This window comes from Ferroacidibacillus organovorans, assembly GCF_001642725.1.
Lineage (GTDB): Bacteria > Bacillota > Bacilli > Alicyclobacillales > SLC66 > Ferroacidibacillus > Ferroacidibacillus organovorans.
Genome location: NZ_LSUQ01000086.1, coordinates 1 through 8,251, shown reverse-complemented (window position 1 = coordinate 8,251; position 8,251 = coordinate 1). Strand labels below are relative to the sequence as shown.

At 49.7% G+C, this 8,251-nt stretch carries 7 protein-coding genes and 1 pseudogene; 7 read left to right on the top strand and 1 reads right to left on the bottom strand.

Annotated elements, in window-relative coordinates; all coding sequences use genetic code 11:
* Positions 1–622 (top strand): group II intron maturase-specific domain-containing protein (locus AYW79_RS14615; protein ID WP_272481853.1); only part of this gene is annotated, 622 nt, incomplete at its 5' end.
* Positions 623–1,093: 471 nt separating this feature from the next.
* Positions 1,094–2,950, top strand: a complete 1,857-nt coding sequence (ltrA, locus tag AYW79_RS14610) for a group II intron reverse transcriptase/maturase (protein ID WP_067567448.1) — start codon at positions 1,094–1,096, stop codon at positions 2,948–2,950.
* Between the two features lie 209 nt (positions 2,951–3,159).
* Here ltrA and pdxR read toward each other — a convergent pair whose 3' ends face one another.
* Positions 3,160–4,572 (bottom strand): MocR-like pyridoxine biosynthesis transcription factor PdxR, encoded by a 1,413-nt coding sequence (pdxR, locus tag AYW79_RS14605; protein ID WP_067567445.1) that lies wholly within the window; start codon positions 4,570–4,572, stop codon positions 3,160–3,162.
* 120 nt (positions 4,573–4,692) lie between these two features.
* On the opposite strand from pdxR, the gene AYW79_RS14600 reads away from it, so the two are divergent.
* From AYW79_RS14600 to AYW79_RS16215, 5 genes and pseudogenes are all read left to right on the top strand, one after another.
* Positions 4,693–5,523 carry an isocitrate lyase/PEP mutase family protein gene (locus tag AYW79_RS14600; protein ID WP_067567442.1) on the top strand — a complete coding sequence of 277 codons (831 nt, stop codon included), beginning with the start codon at positions 4,693–4,695 and terminating at the stop codon, positions 5,521–5,523.
* 90 nt (positions 5,524–5,613) lie between these two features.
* Positions 5,614–6,477: an NAD-dependent epimerase/dehydratase family protein gene (locus tag AYW79_RS14595; protein WP_067567440.1), complete on the top strand. Its 864-nt coding sequence runs from the start codon at positions 5,614–5,616 to the stop codon at positions 6,475–6,477.
* Positions 6,478–6,676: 199 nt separating this feature from the next.
* Positions 6,677–7,165: an NUDIX hydrolase gene (locus AYW79_RS14590; RefSeq protein WP_067567437.1), complete on the top strand. Its 489-nt coding sequence runs from the start codon at positions 6,677–6,679 to the stop codon at positions 7,163–7,165.
* Positions 7,166–7,289: 124 nt separating this feature from the next.
* Positions 7,290–7,811: a P-loop nucleotide/nucleoside kinase family protein gene (locus tag AYW79_RS14585; protein WP_067567434.1), complete on the top strand. Its 522-nt coding sequence runs from the start codon at positions 7,290–7,292 to the stop codon at positions 7,809–7,811.
* 204 nt (positions 7,812–8,015) lie between these two features.
* A pseudogene (locus tag AYW79_RS16215) lies at positions 8,016–8,186 on the top strand (DUF255 domain-containing protein); the annotation flags it as partial.
* Between the last annotated feature and the right edge of the window lie 65 nt (positions 8,187–8,251).

Below are 8,251 nucleotides of genomic sequence, written 5' to 3'. Positions count from 1 at the left end.
ATCCACGGTCATTCGGTTACTCAATCCCGTAATCCGAGGATGGGCCAACTACCACAGCACGGTGGTCAGTAAAGCGACATTCGCATACTGCGACTACAGGATATACCAGATGCTGTGGAAATGGGCGAGGCGTCGACATCCGAACAAAGGCGCACAATGGGTTCGCAAGAGGTATTTTACGCAACAAGGAACCCGCAACGGGGTCTTTGCGGATAGCCTTTGGACTTTAGCCACGATGAGCGACATTCGCATCATCCGGCATGTAAAGATTCAGGGACAACGCTCCCCCCACCGCCCAAGCGACCAGGAATACTTTGAGGCACGACTACAGCAACTGCAGCTCAAACGGCTGAGTGATGCCCAGAAGAACGCGGTACAGAAGACCCACGGACGATGTGTCCTCTGCAGTCATCCTATTTCTGCAGAGCATTTCCGGCGTTGGCAAATCAACCGGGAGAATCCCTTCCTGTTTGTCCGGATGGCCCGCGATACGACAGACCCTCTCGTCGTTGTGCACCGGTGGTGCTATGAACGATATCGGAGCACCTCCGACCAAGACACCCTCCCCCTCAAAGGGGAACTCACCCCTTCGCTCGAAGCACTGGACGGATGGGTGGATTAACCGGAGGAAAGAGGCTCAAGGAAACACAACTACGACTGCTGGATGGCTTGAGCCGTATGACGGGAAACTGTCACGTACGGTTCTTAGGGGGCGAGGGCGCCGCAAGGCGCCCAAGCTACCCGGCATACGCTTGTGCCAAAAGGCAAGTAGCCGGGACCAGTACTCCCGTTTTACTGGTTCGCAGTTCTGTGCGCTACCGCGGGAGTCGGGGCACCTGAACACTTCAGAGATGGGTTATCGATGGAACAAGGTAAGCCCCATCGAGTCTGTCCTGCGTGGACAGTAAGCGGAACGTAAGTGACGCCGAATCCCCTAGGGGGTAGAGGAACGGGCAAAAAGCGAAGGCTGTCGTGTAATGGGACAGATAGGGGCGGCAGAAATGCTGGGATACCCCAACGCGAAAGCGTGCAGACTTGCCCAAGGTCATCCAGCCGGGAATCCTGCAGCATGAGACGAAAGGAGTGGTCTGTTATGAACCGAAATGCCGTCTCACAAGACGAGTCAACAGGCCACATTCGTAAGAACCCCCGGGAAGTCCACGAAGACGCAATCATGCGCACATGGGTGGAAGCTCAAACAGTGGATACCAGTGAGTATGCAGACGAGCGGATTGACTGGAAGGGAATCGAACGCCACGTTCTCAGGTTACAGCGACAACTGGCCCACGCAGTCGAACACAACAATCGTAAAGCTGTGCGCCACTTCAAGTGGCTCATCCGCACCAGCCATCACACTAAGCTTTTGGCCATTCGGCACGTAACACAAGAAAATCAGAGACGCCGCACACCAGGAGTGGACGGAAAAACGTACACCACGTCAGAAAAGAGACGTGAGCTACGGGGACTCGTCAATCTCGGAAGTCGTCCCCTACCCGTTCGGCGCGTGTATATCGTCAAGAAAAACGGAAAACTCAGGCCGCTCGGTATTCCCACTACTCATGATCGCGTGTGTCAGGCCATTCATAAAGCGGCCATGGAACCAGAATGGGACATCCAGTTTGCGCCCAATACGTACGGATTCCGTCCACAAAGGTCAACATGGGATGCCATGAGTCAAGTCTTTGCGAACCTCTGTAAGTCAGGTTCTGCCCAGTGGGTCATCGAAGGGGACATACGTGGCTATTTTGACAACGTCGACCATGCGAAGCTCTTGGCCAAATTGGCCCCGGAGGATCGCATATATGTTCGGCGTATGTTGAAAGCCCCGGTTCTCGACCCCGAAGAAGGCCTGCTGGCAAGCACGCGGGGCACTCCGCAGGGTGGTCTGGTTTCGCCGCTAATTGCGGTCATCGCGCTGCAGGGTATGGAGAAGGATTTGCGGCAAAAGGCATTCCAAATGAGATTCGGAAGTAGCCGTGCTAACCCCGGCATCAACATCGTCTCTTATGCGGATGATTTCATTGTCACGTGCAAAACGAAGGAGCAAGCAGAGCAGTTTGTTCCAGTCATCGCCCAGTGGCTTGCGGAGAACGTAGGCGTCGAACTCAGTCTGGAAAAAACGCATATAACACACATCAACGACGGATTCGACTTCCTTGGATTCAACGTCCGCAAGTACAAAGGACAGCTACTGATTAAACCCGCCAAGGACAGTAAACTTACTGTTCTGCGGAAAATCAAGGGCATACTGGACGCGAACAAGTCTGCCAAACAGTCTATGGTCATTCGGTTACTCAATCCAATTATTCGAGGATGGGGAAACTACTACAGTACACAGGTCAGCAAAAAGGTCTTTGCCTACTGCGACCATAAGATTATCCAAATGCTGCGGAAATGGGCTAAGCGCCGACACTCTAAAAAAGCTGCATGGTGGGTCTACCAGCGATACTTTATTCGGCGTGGAAACCGAAATTGGGTATTCGCGGATGGGCCGTTTACGCTGGCCACCATGAGCGACATACGTATCATTCGGCACATCAAGATACAGGGTCGACGTTCGCCCCACCGACCAAGTGACCATGAATACTTTAAGGCCAGACGTGAGCAACTGCTCCTCAAACGATTGAATGGATTTCAGAAGAAAGTGGTACGTAAAACGGGCGGCAAATGTGCTCTATGCAGATGCAATATATCGGTAGAACACTTCCGTCGCTGGCAGGTCAACGGAGATAACGACATCCTTTTCAGTCAGATGATTTCCGAACGATTAGGTGGGCACAACACGATTGAAAATGTGGTCGTCACGCACCGATGGTGCTACGAAAAGTATCGCTCCATCAACGACTATGACACTCTGCCCGACCGTCCGGAACGCTACCTTTCCAATCAGGAAAGCATTGTTGATGGACAGGTAGTCTGGCAAGGCAGGAAACAGTCAAGAGGAGCTTGACGAGCAACTGCAGGATGGCTTGAGCTGCATAACGGGAAACTGTTACGTGCAGTTCTTAGGGGAGAAGGAGGCCGTAAGGCCTCCGACTTACCCGGGTGCGAATGTTCAGCAGCCGTTTCCAGCGGCGCATGGTATAATTTTCGCAGTAACCCGTTCGGACGTTGCGACGCTTTCGGGCAGGCTAATTCAATAACGACACTATCAAAATTTCAATGTTGTAACCACACTTCCCTTAATCGGCGTACTCCGTCATGAATTTGCTCGGGAGTAAGCCCGCCAAATCCCAAGTACAAGGTGGGAGAATGAGAATCGGCGTGCTCTCTTGATGGTGGAAAATTGTATACCCTGACGCCGACGGACTCCGCACTCTCAATGAGTTCGACCTCACTCCATGGATGGTCCACCAGGGTCACCGACACATGTAGGCCGGCCCCATAACCAATGAGAACTATTGAACTCCCGAACTCAGCCCGAAGCGACTCGACCAGCACTTCATGCTTTCTTCGATATACTCTCCGCATGCGGCGTAGGTGCGTTTCCCAATGGCCCAATTTCATGAAGCGTTCCATGACCGCTTGTAGGCTACGCGATACAGCGGGGTCGAGCGGAAGGCGCAAGTCCATCAAACGGTTTAGCAGTTGTATCGGCAACACCATGTAATTCATACGTAATGCCGATGACAACGATTTAGAAAATGTTCCAATGTATACTACAGTGTCATTCATGTCCAGTCCCTGTAAGGAAGGGATTGGTTTTTCCGTATAACGAAATTCGCCGTCGTAATCGTCCTCGATGATAATACGATTCTGAGCAGAGGCCCACTGCAGTAGTTGTTTGCGTTTCGTATATGACATGACCATTCCTTTAGGAAATTGGTGAGAAGGGGTCACATAGACCAAATTCGCCTGTGACCTTTGCAAACCCTCCATACTGAGTCCATCATCTTCGAGTTCAATCGGTATAACCGGCACTGAAAGTCGATTGAACCATGATCTCGCTTTTATGTACCCCGGATCTTCCATCGCCAACACTTTTTCGTCATTGTTTAACAGTTGAGAGAGCAGTTGAATGGAGGAGTGTAGCCCACTGCCGATAACAATTTGATCGGGTGTACACCGGACGCCTCGAGATTGCTGTAGATACTCTGCGATCTGTTGGCGCAATCCCCCTTCCCCAAGGGGGTCCCCGAAAAGCAGCAACTCATTGTCCATCTTGTTCCAAACTTCATTAAATAGTTTTCTCCATGTCGTCGTTGGAAATTGGGAAGTATCCGTGTGGGCGGGATGAAAGTCGATCTCGATCCTGCAAGCGGTTTCATTGGTGCTTGATTGCGCCGTGAAGGTTTGTTTTCGTGAAGGTGCCATAAATGTCTCCTCAGGAGCCAACGAAAAGAAACCCGTTCGCGACTTGCTCGTTATATACCCTTCTGCTAGAAGTTGTTGATATGCAGATTCCACGGTAGTCTTACTGGTTTGCAGGGAAGCGGCGAGTTCTCGAATCGAGGGAAGCTTTGTACCGACTGCAATACGGCCTGCCTCAATCTCAGTGCGCATAAACCAATAGAGTTGTCGATAATATGGGCGCTTTGTTTCGTTGCTGACATGAAAAGCGAGATCAAACAATGGAACACCTCCTGACCCTATAATTTTATCATGATCTGAACCTTTTTTCATAGTCAATATCGATTTATGATTGCACCAAGCCGCTGGAATATACCCGTGAGGGGATGGGGGATCACGCTCATGAACGAACAAGCGTCAAAGGCACAGTTATTTCGAGATTTACACTATTTGTCGAAGCCCCTGGTATTGCCGAATGCATGGGATGCCATCACGGCACGCATTTTTGAAGGTGTTGGATTTCCGGCCATCGGAACAACGAGCACGGGTATGGCAATGGCACTTGGATATCCGGACGGTGGCTATTTGCCTTTTGAAATGCTAGCGACCGCACTGGAGAACATCGTCAAAAGTGTCCAAGTACCGGTGTCCGCAGACATTGAATCGGGTTACGGAGTGACGCCGGAGGAAACGGCTGATTACGTTAACAGATTGCTCGACACCGGCATCGTTGGTATCAATATTGAGGACTCAGTTGGGAAAGGAGACCACGGCCTTTTCCCAGAAGAATTTCAAGTACAAAGGCTCGCTGCAATACGCGAAAAATGCGAAACGCGCCATATTCCTCTGTTCATCAATGCCAGAATCGACACCTTCAAGTATGGCGGAAAGACGATCAATGAATTGCTTGAAGACACGCTTCGTCGGGCGACTCTGTATCGACAGTCGGGCGCTGACTGTATTTTTGTTTTTGGCGTCAAGGATCGTGGCATCATGCAGAAACTGGTGCGAGGAATCCATGGTCCGGTGAATTTCATGGCAGGAAGTGGAATGCCCCCCGTGAATCAGTTTAAAGCAATCGGCGTGTCTAGAATCAGCATTGGTCCCGCCGCACTCAAGGTTGCGATGGGGGCAGTGAAACAAGTTGCCACAGAGTTATTCATAACCGGAACATATGACAGTTTCTCGCAATCCGAAATGTCATATCAAGAATTGAACGGCTATTTTTTGTAGGATGATGCTCGTCCACTAAGCCCAAACTGGCTGGCTTTTCCCGGTGGGCGGCGGCTTGAACCTGTATGTGAATTCACAGGAGGAGAATAAATGAGAATTTTTGTCGCAGGTGCAACTGGTGTGGTCGGACGTTTGCTGATACCCAAACTGCTCCATGCCGGTCATGAAGTCATTGGAATGACACGAACGGCAGAACGGAAATCAATTATTGAAGATTCAGGCGTCTATGCAGTCACAGTGGATGCTTTTGATCGCGAGGGTATCAGGTCGCTTTTGGACGATATCAGACCAGATGTTGTCATCCACCAACTCACTTCACTCGCTGACCGTGACTTTGCTGAAAACACTAGGATAAGAGTGAACGGCACACGAAATTTGGTTGACGCGTCACTTCAAAGTGGTGTTAAAAAGATGATTGTACAAAGCGTCGCTTGGGCATATGAAGCAGGGGATGATCCTGCCTCCGAAGACGTGCCACTGGACATCGACGCGCCTGCCCCCCGGAAGAGGCTTGTTGACGGAATTGTCGCCTTGGAACAGGCTGCGTCAGAAGTGCCTGAACACGTTATCTTGCGTTACGGATTGTTCTATGGACCTGGGACCTGGTATGCCGGGGATGGTTTCATGGCTGAACAGGTTCGTCAGCAAAAGGTGGCCGCGACTACAGGCGTCACTTCGTTTATACATGTCGAAGACGCTGTGAACGCGGCATTCCTTGCCGTGGACTGGCCAACGGGTATTGTTAATATTGTGGATGATGAACCAGCGGCCGGAATGGACTGGGTGCCTGTTTATGCTGGAGCGTTAGGTGCCCCGTTGCCTGTTGTTCAAACAGAACATGAGCCTTGGGAACGGGGCGCGTCTAATGCAAAGGCTAGAAAAGAACTTGATTGGGAGCCAAAATATCCAACATGGAAGACGGGACTGCCTAATAGTATCCGTTCGACTTGTTAAACCAACCCAAACTATATTTCCTCAATAAAGGGTGAAAAATTGCCAACTCGTTGTTGCGTATAAGGGGGCGAAACTGCCATAGTCATTGCAGAGCCGGTGGTGTATGATTATTCATGTGCGCGTGCAGTTTCTGGCAGGAATGTACAATAAAAAAATGGAATAAATGTAGAGATTATTTACACTGTAGGGAGGTTGTGACATGTCATTTCCGACGCACATCGTAGCGGTTGGCGGAATTGTGGAGGATGGGAACGGAAATATCCTTTTAGTAAAGACTCGAGACGGTGGTTGGGTGTATCCAGGCGGGCAGATTGAAGTTGGAGAAAATCTGGTAGACGGTTTAATTCGTGAAATCACAGAAGAAAGTGGAATAGACGTATCTGTTAGCCATTTGATCGGTATTTTTTCGAATACAGGCATACATAAGTGGTATGACGAAGTAACCGACGTTCCAACGAAAGTGATGTTTGATTTTGTGTGCAAACCCGTGGGCGGACAGTTGGACACCTCTGATGAAACGACCGATAGTCGGTGGGTTCCAAAGGAAAATGTTTTGGATTTAATTACGGCGCCAGCAATTCGAACACGCTATGAAGCCTATTTGAGTTTTAATGGTTCGGTGAATTATATGGAGTATGACACTCCCTCAAAGTCAGAGTGTACTGTCAAGCTTGAAAGGCAAGTTTAGTTGGACAAACGGGGGCTAATCTCGAAGAAGACATTGTAACGATCATTGCATAAATATTTAGATTTGAAATATTTAACGTTACTGCACATCAGGGCAGAAGAGTACAAGTAGAGAGGGATGCGTTGTGTTCTTTTTACAAATGTCGGGTTTCCCTGGGTCAGGAAAATCTACTTTATCTGGATTACTTGCTAAGTCCACGAAAGCAATAGTAATTGACCATGATGTTGTAAAAACAGCACTACTGGAATCCATCGAGAATGACCTTAACCCCAAGCGCGTTGGAGGTATTTCTTACGACATCGAATGGTCTTTGGTCGATTTCTACTTATCTCAAGGGCATGATGTCATTCATGACAGTCCCTGTCTCTACGACGAAATGATTAACAGAGGCACCGCTTTAACAGAAAAGCACGGAGCGAAATACAAATATGTCGAGTGTTTTTTAGACGACGTGAACGAGATTAATGACCGGTTGAAGAATCGCATCAGAATGCCAAGCCAAATCGACGAAGTGACTTCTGAAGAGGGCTTTAAGAAGACGATAAACAACAGCAAAAAGCCGTCTGGCGTAAAATGCATCAGAGTGGACACTTCTCAGCCCATTAGTGATTACATCCATGAAGTCATTGCCTATTTAGCCGAATGAACGACGAAACTGTTATGGGATTAACGGGGGCGAATCCGACATAGTGCACCTGCAAGAATCCTGAATAACTATCCGACATTACGGGTGGATATGAGTCTCAGGCGGCCATGTTGGCACGTACATGCCCTGCGTACCCATCACCAATACTATCCGCCGCTCGGGTGTATACTAACGGTAAATCTCTCCAGAGAGGATGATCTACCCGTGAACTCCAACAACGGCGACCACAAACACACCAACCGTCTCATCCACGAGAAATCTCCATACCTGCTCCAACACGCGCACAATCCAGTTGACTGGTACCCATGGGGACCAGAGGCGTTCCAAAAGGCCGCCCGTGAATCGAAGGCAGTATTCCTCTCCATTGGCTATTCGTAGCCCTGCGGGGCTACGAATAGCTGTATACGCTGAAAGTGGAGTAGTTTATCGACCTGTCACTG